16 protein-coding genes are annotated in these 16493 nt (G+C 70.5%); 11 read left to right on the top strand and 5 right to left on the bottom strand.

Annotation, left to right across the window (positions count from 1 at the left end):
- Window positions 1–1389: chloride channel protein (locus AC0IYU_RS32690; RefSeq protein WP_472125914.1), on the bottom strand; the 1389-nt coding region annotated here is incomplete at its 3' end.
- A 114-nt stretch (window positions 1390–1503) separates the two neighbouring features.
- On the opposite strand from AC0IYU_RS32690, the gene ssb reads away from it, so the two are divergent.
- Complete coding sequence (gene ssb / locus AC0IYU_RS32685; RefSeq protein WP_472125911.1) at window positions 1504–2088, top strand: single-stranded DNA-binding protein; 585 nt, start codon at window positions 1504–1506, stop codon at window positions 2086–2088.
- A 79-nt stretch (window positions 2089–2167) separates the two neighbouring features.
- Here ssb and AC0IYU_RS32680 read toward each other — a convergent pair whose 3' ends face one another.
- Window positions 2168–2881: a YebC/PmpR family DNA-binding transcriptional regulator gene (locus AC0IYU_RS32680; RefSeq protein WP_435438929.1), complete on the bottom strand. Its 714-nt coding sequence runs from the start codon at window positions 2879–2881 to the stop codon at window positions 2168–2170.
- A gap of 183 nt (window positions 2882–3064) precedes the next feature.
- On the opposite strand from AC0IYU_RS32680, the gene AC0IYU_RS32675 reads away from it, so the two are divergent.
- A complete protein-coding gene (locus tag AC0IYU_RS32675; protein WP_472125909.1) occupies window positions 3065–4768 on the top strand; it encodes a M14 family zinc carboxypeptidase in 1704 nt (567 codons plus the stop codon).
- Window positions 4769–4778: 10 nt separating this feature from the next.
- Here the strand turns inward: AC0IYU_RS32675 and AC0IYU_RS32670 are convergent, their stop codons facing one another.
- Window positions 4779–5693 carry a LysR family transcriptional regulator gene (locus tag AC0IYU_RS32670; RefSeq protein WP_472125907.1) on the bottom strand — a complete coding sequence of 305 codons (915 nt, stop codon included), beginning with the start codon at window positions 5691–5693 and terminating at the stop codon, window positions 4779–4781.
- A gap of 100 nt (window positions 5694–5793) precedes the next feature.
- On the opposite strand from AC0IYU_RS32670, the gene AC0IYU_RS32665 reads away from it, so the two are divergent.
- From AC0IYU_RS32665 to AC0IYU_RS32640, 6 genes are all read left to right on the top strand, one after another.
- The gene (locus tag AC0IYU_RS32665) at window positions 5794–7203 is read left to right on the top strand and encodes an aminotransferase family protein (RefSeq protein WP_472125904.1); all 1410 of its coding nucleotides are present in this window, start codon (window positions 5794–5796) and stop codon (window positions 7201–7203) included.
- The gene (locus AC0IYU_RS32660) at window positions 7200–9572 is read left to right on the top strand and encodes a N,N-dimethylformamidase beta subunit family domain-containing protein (protein WP_472125901.1); all 2373 of its coding nucleotides are present in this window, start codon (window positions 7200–7202) and stop codon (window positions 9570–9572) included. The genes AC0IYU_RS32665 and AC0IYU_RS32660 overlap by 4 nt, the downstream gene beginning before the upstream one ends.
- Window positions 9569–10873 carry an MFS transporter gene (locus AC0IYU_RS32655; protein ID WP_472125899.1) on the top strand — a complete coding sequence of 435 codons (1305 nt, stop codon included), beginning with the start codon at window positions 9569–9571 and terminating at the stop codon, window positions 10871–10873. The genes AC0IYU_RS32660 and AC0IYU_RS32655 overlap by 4 nt, the downstream gene beginning before the upstream one ends.
- 80 nt (window positions 10874–10953) lie before the next feature.
- A complete protein-coding gene (locus tag AC0IYU_RS32650) occupies window positions 10954–11700 on the top strand; it encodes an energy-coupling factor ABC transporter ATP-binding protein (RefSeq protein ID WP_472125896.1) in 747 nt (248 codons plus the stop codon).
- The gene (locus AC0IYU_RS32645; protein ID WP_472125894.1) at window positions 11693–12286 is read left to right on the top strand and encodes an energy-coupling factor transporter transmembrane component T family protein; all 594 of its coding nucleotides are present in this window, start codon (window positions 11693–11695) and stop codon (window positions 12284–12286) included. Before AC0IYU_RS32650 ends, AC0IYU_RS32645 begins: the two co-directional genes overlap by 8 nt.
- 30 nt (window positions 12287–12316) lie before the next feature.
- Window positions 12317–12907 carry a biotin transporter BioY gene (locus AC0IYU_RS32640; RefSeq protein ID WP_472125891.1) on the top strand — a complete coding sequence of 197 codons (591 nt, stop codon included), beginning with the start codon at window positions 12317–12319 and terminating at the stop codon, window positions 12905–12907.
- A gap of 12 nt (window positions 12908–12919) precedes the next feature.
- On the opposite strand, the gene AC0IYU_RS32635 is transcribed toward AC0IYU_RS32640, so the two are convergent.
- Window positions 12920–13408 carry a DUF6314 family protein gene (locus tag AC0IYU_RS32635; RefSeq protein WP_472125888.1) on the bottom strand — a complete coding sequence of 163 codons (489 nt, stop codon included), beginning with the start codon at window positions 13406–13408 and terminating at the stop codon, window positions 12920–12922.
- Between the two features lie 268 nt (window positions 13409–13676).
- Here AC0IYU_RS32635 and AC0IYU_RS32630 point away from each other — a divergent pair, with 268 nt between their 5' ends.
- Window positions 13677–14057 (top strand): helicase SNF2, encoded by a 381-nt coding sequence (locus AC0IYU_RS32630; RefSeq protein WP_472125886.1) that lies wholly within the window; start codon window positions 13677–13679, stop codon window positions 14055–14057.
- A gap of 141 nt (window positions 14058–14198) precedes the next feature.
- Window positions 14199–14789: an isochorismatase family protein gene (locus tag AC0IYU_RS32625; protein WP_435487109.1), complete on the top strand. Its 591-nt coding sequence runs from the start codon at window positions 14199–14201 to the stop codon at window positions 14787–14789.
- 1 nt (window position 14790) lies between these two features.
- Here AC0IYU_RS32625 and AC0IYU_RS32620 read toward each other — a convergent pair whose 3' ends face one another.
- Complete coding sequence (locus tag AC0IYU_RS32620) at window positions 14791–15567, bottom strand: hypothetical protein (RefSeq protein ID WP_472125884.1); 777 nt, start codon at window positions 15565–15567, stop codon at window positions 14791–14793.
- A gap of 241 nt (window positions 15568–15808) precedes the next feature.
- Between AC0IYU_RS32620 and AC0IYU_RS32615 the strand changes: the two genes are divergently transcribed.
- Window positions 15809–16414: a DUF6891 domain-containing protein gene (locus tag AC0IYU_RS32615; protein WP_435487107.1), complete on the top strand. Its 606-nt coding sequence runs from the start codon at window positions 15809–15811 to the stop codon at window positions 16412–16414.
- Window positions 16415–16493: the final 79 nt, after the last annotated feature.

The raw sequence follows: 16493 nt of genomic DNA, 5'->3' as shown, positions 1-16493 counted from the left end.
ACACTGACGGCCTTGACAAGGACCCATCCCCGCGCGGGTGTACGACTTGAGCTGATTGGGTCCGGGCTGACCGAGGGCCCGGTCGACCATGTGCTCGGCCAGCGTGTCGTACAGCGGGCGGCTGATCATGCGCGACACCAGGCTGGCCAGCATGGCCGCGGCCATCAGGCTCAGCACCATCGAATGGCCGTCCACCATTTCCATCACGATGATGAAGGCGGTGAGGGGCGCCTGCGTCACCGCGGCCAGGAAGCCGGCCATGCCCATGGCGATGAGCGCCGGCCCCAGGTCGCCGGCGGCCAGCCGGGCCACCGCGTCGCCGATGCCTGCGCCTATCGACAGCGACGGCGCGAAGATGCCGCCCGGCACGCCGCACCAGGCGGTGAGCCAGGTGGCGACGAACTTCAGCACGGTATAGAGCGGCGTCAGCTCGTCGTGGCCCTGCAGCATCTGCTTGACCGCCTCGGAGCCCGCGCCGAAGGTGACGCCGCCCGTCACCAGCCCGATGACCGCCACCGCCAGCCCGCCGGCGGCCGCGAAGCGCACCGGAAAGCGTGCCCGCCAGCGGTGCAGGCGCCCCGGTGCGCCGTGGGCCGCCCCGGTCAGCGAGGCGATCAGAAGCCGCGCGAACAGCCCGCCGGCCGCGCCGCTCAGCAGGGTGACCAGCAGGCCGGGGCCGAGCGCGTCCCAGCCCAGCCGCTGCACGCGGATCACGCCGAAGTAGCTGGCGTTGCCGAAGGCCGACACCGCCACCAGGCCCGCCAGCACGATGGCCGTGATGATCAGCCCGCTGGAGCGGGCCTCGAGCCGGCCCGACAGCTCCTCGATGGCGAACACCACGCCCGCCAGCGGCGCGTTGAACGCCGCCGCGATGCCGGCGGCCCCGCCGGCCACCAGCAGCGCGCGGCCATCGATGGCGGTGTGGGGCGACAGCCAGCGCCGCGCGTGCTGCATGACCCCGGCCGCCACCTGCACCGAGGGGCCCTCGCGCCCGATCGACAGGCCGGCCGCGAAGCCGGCCACGCCCAGGCCGATCTTGGCGACCGTGAGCCGCAGCGAGGCGAACATGGAGCGCCGTTCCTCGGGCAGGTCCGGGTGCAGCGCCGCCTTGATCTGCGGAATGCCGGAACCGCCCGCGCCGGGAAAGAACCGCAGCGTGGCCCAGACGATGCCGGCGGTGATGAGCGGCGTGGTCAGCAGCACCGCCCAGGGCCAGGCGCGGTAGAAGCGGTGGAACTGGCCGAAGACCCAGTCGCTGGCGAAGGTGAAGCCCACCACGAAGAGCCCGGCCGCAATGGCGTAGCCCAGCACGATGGCCCGGTCGAGCCAGATGCGGCCGCCGCGCAACTCGGTGCGCAGGTGCTCGAAAAAGTCAGGTTCGCGGTTCATCGATGCGGTCCATTCTGGCAGTCGGGCGCATTCGGGGCGCGTCTGGCGGGTGGCCTGGGGCACAATCTCCGGTTCTTTTCCTTCTCCTTCATCTACTTATCAGGGGCAGTGCATATGGCATCGGTCAACAAGGTCATCGTCGTCGGCAACCTGGGGCGCGACCCCGAAATGCGGACCTTCCCGAGCGGCGACCAGGTCGCGAACGTCACAGTGGCCACCACCGATCGCTGGAAAGACAAGCAAAGCGGCGAAATGCGCGAAGCCACCGAGTGGCACCGCATCGTCTTCAACGGCCGCCTGGCCGAAATTGCCGGCCAGTACCTGCGCAAGGGCTCGCAGGTGTACGTCGAAGGCAGCCTGCGCACGCGCAAGTGGACCGACAAGGACGGCATCGAAAAGTACACCACCGAAATCCGCGCCGATCAGATGCAGATGCTCGGCAGCCGTCAAGGCATGGGCGGCCCGGCGGGCGGTCCCGAGGACGACGGCGGCTACTCGCAAGGTGGCGGCGGTGGTGGCGGCTATTCGCAAGGCGGCAACGGCGGCGGTGCGAGTGGTGGCGGCAACGGTGGTGGCGGTGGCGGTTACGCCCCGCGTGCGCCTGCAGCCGCACCGCGCGCTCCGGCGCCGGCACCGCGCCAGGCCCCGGCCAAGTCGTCGTCGGGCTTCGACGACATGGACGACGACATTCCGTTCTGAGCTTCTGACCCGGGTTTTCCGGTTCCGAACGCAAGGCCGGCCTCGAAAGAGGCCGGCTTTTTTCATGGCGGCCTGTGTTTCAGCCCGCCAGGCCCACGAACACGTTCTGCACGTCGTCGTTCGCGTCGATGGCCGCCAGGAAGGTCTCGACCTCTTCCAGGTCTTCCGCGCTCAGGCTCGCCGGATCGACCGGGTTCTTGGGCTTGTAGCCCAGCTTGGCCGACAGCACGGTGAAGCCCTGGGCCGGCAGCGCGCGGCTCACCAGGTCGAGGTCGGTGGGGTCCGTGAGGAACACCGCGGGGTGGTCCTCGCCGGCCGGCTCGAAGTCCTGCGCGCCGGCTTCGATGGCGGCCACTTCGGGGTCGGCGTCGGGCCTGGCGGGTTCGGCCTCGATCATGCCGACGTGGTCGAAGTCCCAGGACACCGAGCCCGAGGTGCCCAGCTGGCCCTTGCGGAACAGCACCCGCATTTCAGGCGCGGTGCGGTTCACGTTGTCGGTCAGGCACTCGACCATCAGCGGCACGCGGTGCGGCGCAAAGCCCTCGTAGATCACGTGCTCGAAATGCACCGCTTCGCCGGTCAGGCCCGCGCCCTTCTTGATGGCGCGGTCCAGCGTGTCCTTGGGCATCGACACCTTGCGGGCCTGCTCCACCACCAGCCGAAGGCGAGAGTTGGAGGCCGGATCGGCGCCGTTGCGCGCGGCGATCATGATTTCCTTGGCGAGCTTGCCGAACAGCCGGCCCTTGGCATTGGCCGCCAGATCCTTGTGTTTCGCTTTCCATTGGGCGCCCATGACTCTGTTTCCTTGAATGTGTGTTGTGCGGCCTGGTCCGGCACCTGTCCGGCTCGCGTGAGCGCTTGGCAGAAGGGCTGGATGACCGGATCGGGGCGACTACTGTAGCTGGAGCGCGTCCGCGCGGCAGCCTGCTACGCTGCGCAGCCCCTGAATCTTGTTGTTGAACGAGCGGATTTCTCCATGACGGCCACACCCGACACCCTGCACCCCACGCCCTTCGAAATCGGCAACGGCAACCAGACCGCCACCTGGGCCGAGTGCATTGCCTTCTACGAACAGCTGGCCGGGCGCTTTCCTGGCGTGCTGCAGTGGCGCCGGATCGGCGTGTCGGACACCGGCGTGCCGATGCATGCTGGCGTGGTCACGGCCGACGGCGTGTTCGAGCGCGAGGCACTCCGGCAGCAGGGCCGGCCCGTGTTCTTCAACAACAACGGCATCCACCCCGGCGAGCCCGAGGGCATCGACGCCTGCATGGCGCTGGTGCGCGACTTCTGCACGCAGCCCGAGCGGTTGGCGGCGCTGGGCGACACGGTGTTCCTGTTCATCCCGGTCTACAACGTGGACGGCTGCGTGAACCGCCAGCGCACCTCGCGCGTGAACCAGCTCGGGCCGGAGTCCTTCGGCTTTCGCGGCAACGGCCTGCACCTGGACCTGAACCGCGACTTCATCAAGTGCGACAGCCTGGCCGCCCAGGTCTTCAACCGCTTCTTCACCGCGTGGGACCCGGACGTGATGGTCGACACCCACACCTCGAACGGCGCCGACTACGCCTGCACCATGACGCTGATCCCGACCCAGCCCGACAAGCTGGGCGGCGCGCTGGGCGGCTTCCTGCGTGAGCGCATGCTGCCTGCGATCTACGGCGACATGGCACAGCGCGGCTGGCCCACCTGCCCGTACGTGAACCTGCTGGGCGAGACGCCGGACGACGGCATCGAGGATTTTCTCGACCTGCCGCGTTTCTCCACCGGCTACGCCGCGCTGCACCACACGATCGGCTTCATGCCCGAGACCCACATGCTCAAGCCCTACGCCGACCGCGTGGCCGCCATGCGCACGCTGGTGGAGGTGGTGCTGGCGTTCACCGTGGCGCATGCGCCGCGCATCCGGGCGCTGCGCCGCGATGCCCGGGCCGCCGCCGCGCAGCAGGCGCGCTGGCCGCTGACCTGGCGCAACGACCACAGCCGCCCGGCCAGCCTGCGCTTCAAGGGCTACCAGGCGGTTCGCACGCCCAGCAGGCTCGGCAGCTACCAGCGCCTGGCCTACGACCGCAACCAGCCCTGGGAGAAGGACATCGTGCATTTCGACCGCTGCGTGGAAGACGTGGTGGTCGCCGCGCCCACGGCCTACCTGATACCGCAGGCCTGGCGCGAAGTGCTCGAGCGGCTGGCCTGGAACGGCGTCGCGCTGCGGCGCCTCGATGCCGACCAGCTGTTCGACGCGGTCCGGGTCTATCGCGTGCAGGACGTGACCGCCCGCGCGAACGCCTACGAAGGCCACATGTTCCATGACCGGGTGGTGCTGGCCACGTACACCGAGGCCTTCCAGGCGCGCGCGGGCGACGTGTGGGTGTCGCTGGACCAGCCCAACGCCCGCTACGTGGTCGAGACGCTGGAGCCCGAAGCCCACGACAGCTTCTTTCGCTGGGGCTTCTTCAACAGCGTGCTGGAGAAGAAGGAGGCCTTCTCCGCCTACGTCTTCGAAGACACCGCGCTGCAGATGCTGGAGGACGAACCGGCGTTGAAGCAGCAGTTCGAGCAGTGGAAGGCGGACCACCCCGAACAGCTGTCCGATCCGCAAGCGGTGCTGGGCTTTCTGTTCGCGCACGGGCAGCGCCACGCGGAGCTCGGGTGGCGGCGCTACCCGGTGGTCGCGCTGACTTAGGTCGCTTCGGTCACGCGGGCCGGAACCCCGGCAGCGCGTGCATGCGCAAGCGCAGCGCCTCGATGAACGCCGTGACGCGCGCCGGCCGGTACAGCCCCGGCGGCAGTGCCACGTAAACGCCGATCGGCTCCAGCCACCAGTTCGGCAGCACGCGCTTCAGGCGGCCGGCCTGCATGTCTTCGTGGCACATCCAGGGTGCCGCCGCGCCGATGCCCGCGCCGTTGAGCACCGCGCGGTAGCTCGCGAGCAGGCTGTCGGTGCGCATGGGCGTGTCCAGCGCCACCATGCGCGAGCGCCCGCCGCGATCGATCAGGCGCACGTTGCCCGTCACATACGGCACCAGGCCCACGCAGGGCAGCTGCGGCAGCCGGGCCAGCGTGACGGGGCCGATGCGCTTGAGCAGCGCGGGCGTGGCGATCAGCACGCGCTCCATGCGGCCCAGCGGCCGGCTCACCAGCCCGGGGTCGCGGACCTCGCCCACGCACACCCAGCATTCGGCGCCGGAGGCCGCGAGGTCGACCACGCGGTCGGTCAGCGTGAGCTCCACGCGCACCTGCGGATGCGCGGCGCGCAGGTCGGTCACCGCGTCGGTCAGGAAGCCGGTGCCGTAGCCCGACGGGCCGATCACGCGCAGCGTGCCCTCGGGCCGGCTCTGCCCGCCCTGCAGCCGCTGGGACAGGCCCGACCAGCGGTCGGTCAGGTCGTGCGCCTCGGCCAGCAGCGAGCGGCCCTCGTCGGTGAGCGAGAAGTTGGCGGTGTTGCGAATGGCCAGCTTGCAGCCCAGCAGGCGCTCCAGCTCCAGCAGGCGGCGGCTCACCGTGGGCTGCGTGGTGCCGAGCAGGCGCGCCGCCTTGCTGAGCGATCCGCTCTCGCCGATCTTGATGAAGGTGTCGAGCAGGTCGAGCCGGTCGTGGGTGTTCTTCATGCGCCAGACGTATAGCACTTCATCGTTCCATACGTCTACCCATGCGGGCGTGCCTTGCCTATCGTCAGGCCCTTCAAGACATGCGAATGGAATTTCCTCGATGAGCGCCACGATCGAAGACACCGCCCGCACCGTGGGCGACACGCCGCAGGGCGGCTCCGTGCTCGGCTTCTACGCCGCCAAGGGCACGCCCCGGCCGCCGCGCATTGCGCGCGGCGAGGGCATCTACCTGTGGGACGCGGGCGGGCGCCGCTTCCTCGACGCGACGGCCGGCGCGGTGGTCGCCAACATCGGCCATGGCAACCCGCGCGTGCTGGCGGCCATGCAGGCGCAGGCGGCGCAGGTGACGTTCGCCTACCCGCGCTTCTTCGAGAGCGAGCACAGCATCGAGCTGGCGGACCGCGTGTGCAAGCTGGCCGGCGAGGGCTTCGACCGCGCCTTCTTCGTCTCGGGCGGCTCGGAGGCCAACGAGTCGGCCCTCAAGCTGGCGCGGCAGTACGCGGTGGTCACGGGCCAGCCGCGCCGCGCCAAGGTGATTTCGCGCAACCCGAGCTACCACGGCTCCACGCTGGGCGCGCTGGCCGTCACGGGCGACGCGCACACCCAATCCCTCTACGGGCCGATGGTGCGCGAGATGCCGAAGGTGCCCGCACCGCTGTCGTACCGCGTGCCCGACGGCCACACCGTCGAGTCGCATGCCATGGCCTGCGCCGACGCACTCGAGGCCGCCATCGTGCGCGAAGGGCCCGACACCGTGCTGGCCTTCATCCTGGAGCCCATCGGCGGGCTGTCGACCGGCGCGGTGGTGTCGGGCGCGGCCTACTTCCAGCGTGTGCGGCAGATCTGCGACCGCCACGGCGTGCTGCTGATCTGCGACGAGATCATGAGCGGCGCCGGGCGCACCGGCGCCTTCCTGGCGGCGCACCACTGGGCCGGCGCGCGGCCCGACCTCGTCACGCTGGCCAAGGGGCTGGCCGCGGGCTACACCCCGCTGGGCGCCATGCTCGCACCCAACCGCATCGTCGACGCCATCGCCGCCAGCGGCGGCTTCGTGCACGGACACACCTACTTCACCAACCCGCTGTCGTGCGCGGTGGCCAATGCGGTGGTGGGCGAGGTGATCGCGCAGGACCTGGTGAGCCGCGCGCGCGACATGGGCGAGCTGCTGATGGCCCGCCTGCGCGAGGTGGCCGAGCGCTCTCCCATCGTGGGCGACGTGCGCGGCAAGGGGCTCTTCACCGCCATCGAGATCGTGGCCGACAAGGCCACGAAGCGGCAACTGCCGGCCAGCTTCAACGCGCCGGCGCGGCTGACCGAGCACGGGCTGAAGCACGGCATCGCGCTCTACAACCGGCGCGCCAACCTGGGCGCCTTCGGCGACTTCCAGATGATCACGCCGCCGCTGACCATCACGCCCGCCGAGATCGACGAGCTGGCCGACCTGCTGGAGCGCTCGCTGCGCGACCTGGCGAACGAGATCGCGGCCAAGGGCCTGGCCACCTCCGCATGATGGCGCCCGCCCCGATGCCGCAGATCCTGCCGCCCCACCGCAGCCTGCACGTGCCCGGCGTGCATGGCTACACCGACCGCAAGAGCGTGGCCGCCGGCGAGACGGTGCGCTTTCACCTCAGCAGCGACGTGCCCTACACGCTGTCGGTGTGCCAGCTCGGCCCCGACGTCGAGGGCCGCTCGGCCGACACGGTGCTGCACGCCTTCGCACCTTCGCCCGCGCGCGCGCATCCGATCCACCCTGGCTCCTACGTGCAGGTGGCGCGCGGGCTGGACCAGCCGCTGCGCGCGCTCACGCTGGAGTGCTGGGTGCAGGTGTGGAGCACGGGCACGCGCCAGAGCGTCATCGGCCAGTTCGACCTGCCGGGCGCCTGCGGCTACGGGCTGTTCGTCGATGAAGACGGGCGCGCGGCGTTCTATCTCGGCGACGGCGGCACGTTCCGCGCGCAAGGCCGGCTCGCGGGCGGCATGTTGCACTCCAGGCGCTGGCACCACCTGGCCGCCACCTGGGACGGCAGCGAGACGGTGCTGTGGGTCGACGGCGAGGCGGTCGCGCGCGGCTCGTTCGCCGGCCCCTTGCGGCCGGGCCACGCCCCTTTGCGACTGGGCAGCAGCGGCATCGACGGCTTGGCGGATGCGTTCCTCGAGGGCGACATCGTCATGCCCGCGATCTATTCGCACGCATTGCGGCCCGACGAGGTGCGCGCGCGATTTGCCGACCGCGGCCTGCACACGCCGCGCGGGCGCACGGTGCTGGCGTGCTGGCCGCTGCGCGAGGAGTGCGGCGACACGGTGGCCGACGCCAGCGGGCACCAGCGCACCGGTCGCATCGTCAACCACGGCACCTGGATGATCGTCGGCCCGGCCTTCGAACCGAAGCGGGTGAACGAGTTTTCGGACGACGGCTACGACCCGCTGGCCGACCCCACGCGCGGCCACGGCCTGCGCCTGGCGAGCGACGACCTCTACGACTGCCGCTGGCCCGAGAGCCACGCCTTTCGCATCCCGGCGGATGCGAAGTCCGGCGTGTACGTGGGCCGCGTGCATTTCCTGCTCGACGGCCGGCCCGCCGACTACGACATCACCTTCATCGTGCGCCGCGCCGCCCACCGGGCCCCCGCGCCGGTGCTGGTGCTGTGTGCCACCAACAGCTGGCTGGCCTACGCGAGCACGCCCTTCGCGAAGAACGTGGCGAGCGACCCGGTCTGGCCGCGGCGTTCGGTCGGGCTGGAGAACAGCCACCCCGATGCGCCCGCGTACAGCAGCTACACCTACCACCGCGGCGGCCAGCCGAGCTACCAGGTCGGCCTGCGCATGCCGTGGCCCAACGCCAGCCCCAACGCGCTGTACGACCCGGCCGACGCGGGCTTCAGCCAGTGGACCCGGCTGGAACGCCGCCTGCACGTGTGGCTCGAGCAGGCCGGCTACGACTACGACGTGGTGAGTGACCTCGACCTGCACCGCGACCCGGGCCTGCTGAAGGCCTACAAGACCGTGATGATCAACGGCCACAGCGAGTACTGGTCGCTGCCGGCGTGCGACGGGCTCGACGACTACCTGGTTGGCGGCGGCACGGCCATCGTGCTGTCGGGCAACACCATGTACCTGCGCGTGAGCTACGACGAAGAGGGCACGGTGATGGAGCAGCGCAAGGTGCTCGGGCCGCAAGACGAAGACGGCAAGGACTCCGAAGACTCCAAAGACGCCCAGGAGGCTGCCAAGGTCCGTCCGCCTGCGGGCCCTTTCGGCGAGCAGTACCACGCGCAGGACTGGGCGCGCGGCGGCCAGTTCCGCCAGGCCGGGCGTTCGTGCGCCGAGCTCATCGGGCTGGAATCGGCGGGCTGGGCCTTTGCCGACGGCAGCGACTTCGGCGTGTACCACGCGACGCAGCCCGGGCACTTCCTGTTCACGCAGCCGCATGCGCTGGGGCTGACCGACGGCGCGACCTTCGGCCATGCGCCGGGCGGCGGCCTGCCGCGCGCCATCGGCCACGAGTGGGACCTGAGCGTGGCCACGCTGCGCCGCATGACGCATGTGCTGCCGGCCGGCGAGCAACTGCCCGAGGCGCAGCGCGGCATCGAGGTCATCGCGCAGGGGCGCCGGCTGCAACCCGGCCGCCTCGATGCGTACCTGGACTACTTCTCCAACGTGACCGAGTCGCTCGACGGGCTCTCGGCCGAAATGATCTATTGGGAGCGCCCGCAGGGCGGCCGCGTGTTCAACGCCGGTGCCGTCGGTGCGAGCTGGGTGCTCGGTGTCGATCCCTGTTTCGAAGGGGTGCTGCGCAACGTGCTGCATCACTTCGGCGTCCGGCCCGCAGCGGGCACGGACCGTCCGGTTCAACCATCCCTGGAGCACGCAGCACCATGAGCACCCTCGCCCCGCGCACCGCCGCCCTGTCCGGAGCCGCCGACCCCGCCGAGCCTGCCGTCCGGCAAAGCACGCTGAAGGTCATCACCGCCATCTCCATCGGCAATGCCCTGGAGTGGTTCGAGATCGTGATCTACGGCTTCCTGGCAGTGACCATCTCCAAGCTGTTCTTTCCGGCGGAGAACGAGAGCGTGTCGCTGCTCATCACGCTGGGCACCTTCGGCGTGACCTTCGTGATGCGTCCGGTCGGCTCGCTGGTGCTCGGCGCCTACGCCGATGCGCGGGGCCGCAAGAACGCGCTGACGCTGTCGATGGCGCTCATGCTGTGCGGCACGCTGCTGATCGCGGTGTCGCCGACCTTCGCGCAGATCGGGCTGTGGGCGCCGGGGCTCGTGATCGCGGCGCGACTGCTGCAGGGCTTTGCCGCGGGCGGCGAGTTCGGCAGCGCCACCGCCCTGCTGGCCGAGCAGGACCCGCGCCGGCGCGGCTTCTTCGCCAGCTGGCAGTTCGCGAGCCAGGGCATCACCACCTTCCTGGCGGCGGGCTTCGGCATGGCGCTCAACACGCTGCTCACGCCCGAGCAACTGCTGTCGTGGGGCTGGCGCATTCCGTTCTTCTTCGGCCTGCTGATCGGGCCGGCCGGCCTCTACATCCGCCGCCATCTGGACGAAGGCCTGGAGTTCAAGCGCGCGGCGCAGGAAGCCACGCCGGTGCGCACCACGCTGGTCGACCAGCGCGGTCGCACGCTGACGGCCATGGGGCTCATCATCCTGGCCACCATCGTGGCCTACACGGGGCTGTTCATGCCGACCTTCGCGGTGCGCCAGCTGGGCCTGCCGGCGACCATGGCCTTCGCGGGCACCTTCTGGTTCGGCGTGCTGCAGTTCGCGCTGGTGCCGCTGTTCGGCAGCCTGTCGGACCGGGTGGGGCGCGTGGCGATCATGCGCGGCGCGGCGCTGGTCATGGGGGTGATGATCGTGCCGCTGTTCTACCTGCTGGTGAACCACCCGTCGGTGCCGGCGCTGATGCTGGCGCTCACCGCCATGGGCGTGGTGGCCTCGGCGTACTGGGGGCCGATCTCGGCGGCGATGTCCGAGCTGTTTCCGGCGGCCACGCGCGGCACCGGGCTGTCGGTGAGCTACAGCTTCGGGGTGGCGATCTTCGGCGGCTTTGCGCCGTTCATCAGCGCCTGGCTCATCACGGCCACGGGCAGCAAGATCGCGCCGTCGTTCTACGTGGCATTCGGCGTGCTGGTGAGCCTGGCGGCGCTGCGCGCGGCGCGGCGCTACGGCGTCAAATGACCGCGAGGCACGGCTAGCCGCTTTGTCCTTCGAACCACCCTGCCGGCCCGCCGCAGTGCTTCGGGTACAGTGGGCGCCCCTTGCCGCAGCCCGCCCCGCCCGAACCCTTCTCCCCGCACAGCATCCGCCTCGAGGCGGTCACGCTGGTGCGCGGCAGCCAGCACGTCTTCGAGGGGCTGACGCTCAGCCTGCACGAGGCGCGCATCGGCCTGGTCGGCGACAACGGCGCGGGCAAGAGCAGCCTGTTCCGGCTGATCAGCGGGCTCGACCAGCCGCAGCAGGGGCGCGTGGTCGTGCACGGCTGCGACACGCAGACCGAACGCAAGCAACTGTCGAGGCACGTCGGCCTGATGTTCCAGAACCCCGACGACCAGATCATCTTTCCCACCGTGGCCGAGGAGCTGGCCTTCAGCCTCACGGCGCGCGGTGAAACGCGGCAGGCCGCACGGCAGCAGGCACGCGACTTTCTCGCACGGCGCGGGCTGCAGGACTGGGCCGGCCGCGCGATCGGCGAGCTGAGCCAGGGGCAGCGCCAGCAGGTGTGCCTGCTGGCCTTGCAGATCAGCCAGCCCGCCACGCTGCTGCTCGACGAGCCCTTCGCCAGCCTCGACCTGCTGAGCCAGGCGCGGCTCTCGGCGCAACTCGAGGCCACGGACCAGCAGATCGTGTTGTCCACGCACCTGCTCGATCACGTGCACGACTTCGAGCGCGTGCTGTGGCTGGAGCAGGGCAGGGTGCGCGCCGACGGCCCGGGCCGGGACGTGTGCGAGGCCTATGCCGCGAACGTGCGCGAACGCGCCGCACTGGAGCGGGCGCGCCGTGCGTAGCCTCTACTCGGACCAGCCGACCTGGATGCACGCGATGGCGGCGTGGGTCAAGCTGGCGGTGCTGTCGGCGTGCGGCACGCTGCTGGTGCTGGTGGAGCGGCCCGTGATGCTGGCCATGGCCTGCGCGGCGGTGCTGGCCCTTTTCGCGTCGCTCGGGCGGCCCGCCTGGCGCCGCGTGCGCATGCTGCTGGGCGTGGCGATCGCCGGGGCGATGATCGTCGGCTTCCACTGGGCCATGGGCACCACGCCGCTCGGCGTGGCCAGCGCGCTGCGCCTGGCCAGCGCGGCCACGCTGGCGCTGATGCTGACGCTCACCACCCGCTTCGAAGACCTGCTGGCGGTGCTCGAGGCCGTGCTGCATCCGCTGCAGCGGCTGGGTGTGCCGACCGAGCGCATCGCGCTGGGCCTTGGCCTGATGCTGCGCTTCGCCGAGAATTTCTACGTGCAGTGGCAGCGCCTGGACGACGCCTACCGCGCGCGCACCGGCCACGGCGGTGGCCTGCGGCTGCTGGCGCCGCTGACCATCCGCACGCTGCAGACCGCCGAACGCGTGGCCGACGCGCTGGCCGCCCGGCTCGGGCGCTGACCTTTCCTTTCTTCACCGATTGCCACTGCCATGACCACCACCGGCTCCCTTGCTTCGTCCCGCTCCCTCTCGTACATCGCGCTGTTCGCCGCGCTGATGGCGGTGTTCGGCCTGATCCCGAAGATCGACCTGCCGTTCGGCGTGCCGATCACGCTGCAGTCGCTGGGCGTGATGCTGGCGGGCTGCCTGCTCGGGCCGCGCCGCGGGTTCCTGGCCATTGCGCTGTTCCTGCTGGCGGTGGCGCTCGGCCTGCCGCTGCTGCCGGGCGGACGCGGCGGGCTGTCCGTTTTCGTGGGGCCGACCTCGGGCTTCCTGTTCGGCTGGATGTTCGGTGCGTTCACCTGCGGCCTGCTGATGCGTCTGGCCATGCGCCGCATGGCGGGCGCAACGGGCATGCCGTTGCTGGCGGCGGCTTTCCTGTCGTCGGTGGTCGGCGGGATCTTGGTGGTCTACGCCGTCGGCATCGCCGGGCTCTCGTGGGTCGCGCACATGTCGCTGTCGCAGGCCGCGCTGGCCATGCTGGTCTTCATTCCGGGCGACCTGATCAAGTGCGGCATCTGCGCCATGCTCGTGCAGACCGTGATGCGCGGCATGCCGGGCTGGCGGCTCGATCGCGACTGAACGTCCAAGCTGCTACGCGTTGCGCCGCCTGAAGACGGTGGCCGACAGGTAGTCCTTGCGTGGGCCGCGCACCGTGTGGCGGATGCCGAAGCTGCCGTCCGCCAGGAAGCGGTAGCTGCTGTCGTAGGTGTCGGGCGTGCACAGGTGCACGGCCGACCCTGCGAGCGCACTGCCGTCGCGCACGACCTCGATGGCGTGGAACAGGCGTGGCGGGGTCTCGGCAAAGTGCACCAGGAAGCCGCCAGGCGTGCGCTCGAACAGGTATTCGCGGTGCCCGTCGAACTCCTTGCCGTCGGCCAGGCGGATGCGGCCTTCTTCGCGGTACTTCAGCAGGCCCGCCTCGAAGGGGCTGAACACGGCCGTGCCCGTCATCGAGGCCTGGCCTTCGATGGTTCGTTCGAGATGCCATGCGCCCGCGAGACCGTCGAAGACGGTGTCGGGCGTGCCCCACGGGGAAAAGGAGGGGTTGGAGGTCAGGGAAGCGGAGTCCTGGGCGTGCATCCGGTCACTCTACGACAAGGCCGACAAGGCCGGCATGGCCCGTCCTGGCTGAGGATTGTTTCGATAGTGTGAACACCGCGGTTCTGTTTCATAAGGGTTTTTACTTAGATGCGAGCGCACAATTCATTCACAGACCGGCCCCCCAGCTGATCTGGATGAACAGGGCCCCGAGCGAGGTGGCCGCCCCCCGGAGGGACGGTGACCCACCCAAGACCGGTTCGACATCATCCAAGTGCAAGCAAGAACAAACGAATTGAAGGAAATCCAAATGACCGCCTCGAAGCTCCTCTCCGCCGTCTCCCTCGCCCTGCTGGCCGTTGCCGGTGGCGCCCACGCTGAAACGTACAACGGCGTGCACCCCCTGACCTCGGGCGCCAGCCGCGCCGACGTCGCCAGCCAGGCCGTGGTTGCCGCCCACAGCGCCAACCCGTACGCCACCGGTGCCAACGCCGGCCCGGCCCCGGTGATCGTGTCGGTGGCCAACCGTGCTGTCGTCCGCGCCGAAGCGGTTGCCGCTGCCCATAGCGCCGACCCGTACGCCGAAGGCGCTTCCGCCGGTGTCGCGCCGATCGTCGCCAGCTCGGTGGACCGCGCTGCAGTGCGTGCCGCAGCCCGCGCTGCCGCCCACGGCGACGCGCTGCCGCTGTAATCGTCGGCCACACGCCCGCTTCGGCGGGCGCCGATCCGGACAAGAAAGGCCGGGCTTCGCCAATGCGGGGCCCGGCCTTTCTTTTTTGCGCGTGCCGTGCCGCTCATGAAGGGCTCACAGGGGCCCGCTACGATGGTCCGGATGCAACCTCTCGACCTGAATCCCCGCCAGACCGCCCTCATTTCCATCGACCTGCAGCGCAGCAACGTGGGCCGCGAACTCGCACCGCACAGCGCCGCCGACGTGGTGCAGCGCAGCAGGCGCATCGCCGACGAACTGCGCGCCGCGGGCGGCACGGTGGTGTGGGTGCGTGTGGACGTGACCGCGCTGCTGAGCCTGCCGGCCGACGCCTCGATCGGCCGCCCGCCAGGCTCGCCCGTGCCGCCGCCCGAGTTCTCGGAGCTGGTGCCCGAACTGCAGGTGCAGGACGCCGACGTGCGCATCACCAAGCGCCAGTGGGGTGCCTTCTACGGCACCGACCTCGACCAGCAACTGCGTCGCCGAGGCATCCGCACGCTGGTGATGAGCGGCATCGCGACCAACTTCGGCGTCGAGTCGACCGCGCGTGCGGCCTTCGACCGCGGCTATGAACTGGTGTTCGTGGAAGACGCGATGACTTCGCTGGCCGCCGAGCCGCACGAGTTCGCGAACCGGCACGTGTTCCCGCGCATGGGCCGCGTGCGCTCGACCGACGTGCTGCTGGCAGCCCTCGCCTCGGGCACGCAGCGCTGAGTCAGCGCGCCGGCAGCCGCCGCAGCGCCGCGACGACGAAGGGCGCGCCGCCCTCCACGGCGGGGTCGTGCAGTTCGACCGACCATTGCACAGCACCGGCCGCACCGGCTTCATCGGCGGCAGGCGCCGGGCTCGCGCACAGTTCGCAGGCATAGAGCAGCCGGCCCTCGCGCGCATCCTCCCGATGCGCGACGGCTTCGTCGCAACATTCGTCCACCGGCGCCCCGCCGCCTTCGGCTTCGCCGCGGAGGGACCGCCGCATCAGGCGCATCACGATGCGCTGCGGCGCCACCGTGCGCTCGCCGTCGTGGGCAGCGGCGGCCACCGTCGCACGCAGGCGCAGGGTGAGCGGCTCGCCCTCGCGAAAGCCTTCGCCCCGCTCCAGCGACATGTTCGCGAGCGCCACGCGAATCCGCCGGCGCTCGCGCAGCCGCCCCGCGACCATCGTCACGCTCGTCACCGAGAAAATGCCGAACACCGGCGGCCCGACGGCCATCCAGAGCCAATGCCAGCCACCGCGCAGGGCCCATGTCATCGCCTGGAAGCCGAAGGTCGCCAGGAACAGCAGCACCGCGAGCGCGATCAGCCAGGCGACCCAGTCGGAGACCGGCTTCCTCGCGCGCTCCGTGGCCTGCGGCGCAGCGGAAGTCCATTCGGTGGGCAGTTGCTCTTGCAGCGGCGGCAGGCCGACTTCGCGCGCAGGCTCGCCGGGCGCGCGGCGCATGTGCCGCTCGTGCGGGTGGGCGACCGGGTCGATGGAAGGATGGCGCTGCGGCATGAAGAGCCGCCGAGCATAGCCAGTCGCGCGGCGCCGGTGTCGTTCGCTCGGCCTTCGCCAAAGGGCGCATTGCCTTGCCGAGGCGCATCCTTCATGATCGCGACGCACAAGGGAGGGGCACAGGCCTTCATGCTTTTGCATTACTGCGCCATCCTGGGGCGGTGGGCGAAAATACCAAGGCGTTCCCGCCCGCAAACATGAAAGCATGATCCGTTGCCGCCGAGGCGGCAGCCCCACACGCATGGCCCTCACTCTAGCCCCCGAAGACACGCGCGGACGCATCCACGACCTGGTGTGGAGCGGCTTCCATCCCGACGCCGATGTCGAATGGATGATCACCGACGAGTACCTCGACCCGGACGACCTCACGACTGAAGACCGGGCCTGGGTGAAGGCCGAGGTCGCGCGTGCCTGCGCCGCCAAGCGCACCGACGAAGCCGGCTGGCCCGCGCACACCGAGTACGACCGGCTCGAAGCGGTGTTCGCGCAGCTGCGCGGCGAAAAGATCATTGCGCTGCACCGCGCGGGCAACACGCTCGCCGACGGCCATGACGACGTGCGCGAACAGTGGCGCGCCGCGGGCCGGCAAGACTCCGGCATTCGCGGCTGCTGCTTCTATCACTCGCAGGACCTGGACACCGCGGTGCGCACCGGCCGCCTGCACCTGGCGTTCAGCGGCGGGATGATTCCCGAGATCGAGCAGCGCGAAGCCAACACCGTGGCGCTCGGCCACCGCATCGTGGCGCTGCTGCGCGCGGCCGGCTTCGGCGCGCACTGGAGCGGCAACATCGACGAGCGCATCGAAGCCGACCTCGGCCAATGGCGCAAGCGCGGCCCGTCCGCGTGAGCGTGCGGCCATTGCCGACACCGCGCCCCCTCGAACACACAGCGTGTGCGCGCCGGCGCGCCGCCCGCATTCCCTGAAC

Source organism: Variovorax sp. AC103 (genome assembly GCF_979254005.1).
The sequence above is the reverse complement of the archived record's forward strand: the minus strand, read 5'-3'. Positions and strand labels throughout refer to the sequence as shown.